The organism is Flagellimonas olearia, from assembly GCF_009184425.1.
In the GTDB taxonomy this organism is placed as follows: Bacteria; Bacteroidota; Bacteroidia; order Flavobacteriales; family Flavobacteriaceae; genus Flagellimonas; species Flagellimonas olearia.
On sequence record NZ_WELG01000231.1, the window covers coordinates 1 to 304 of the forward strand.

General features: G+C 51.6%; 1 protein-coding gene. It reads right to left on the minus strand.

Translation table 11 applies throughout. The annotated features are described in order from the left end of the window. A partial coding sequence (locus F8C76_RS19780) for a M1 family aminopeptidase (protein ID WP_283016263.1) occupies nucleotides 1-274 on the minus strand: 274 nt, incomplete at its 3' end. Nucleotides 275-304 lie beyond the last annotated feature (30 nt).

Sequence of the window (304 nt, forward strand, 5' to 3'; positions counted from 1 at the left end):
CTTCAACGCGTTTCACTGCGGCGGAATGCATGTCCGCCGAGAATTCCTGGTCACGAAATACCGTGAAACCTTCCTTAAGACTCAATTGAAACCAGTCACGGCAGGTCACCCGGTTTCCAGACCAGTTATGAAAGTACTCATGGGCCACTACAGATTCCACCCGTTGGAACCCGGCGTCGGTGGTCGTAGCGGGATGCGCCAGCACACAGGAGGTGTTAAAGATATTAAGGCCCTTATTTTCCATGGCCCCCATATTGAAGTGGCTTACCGCCACAATCATGTAGATATCCAGATCGTATTCGCG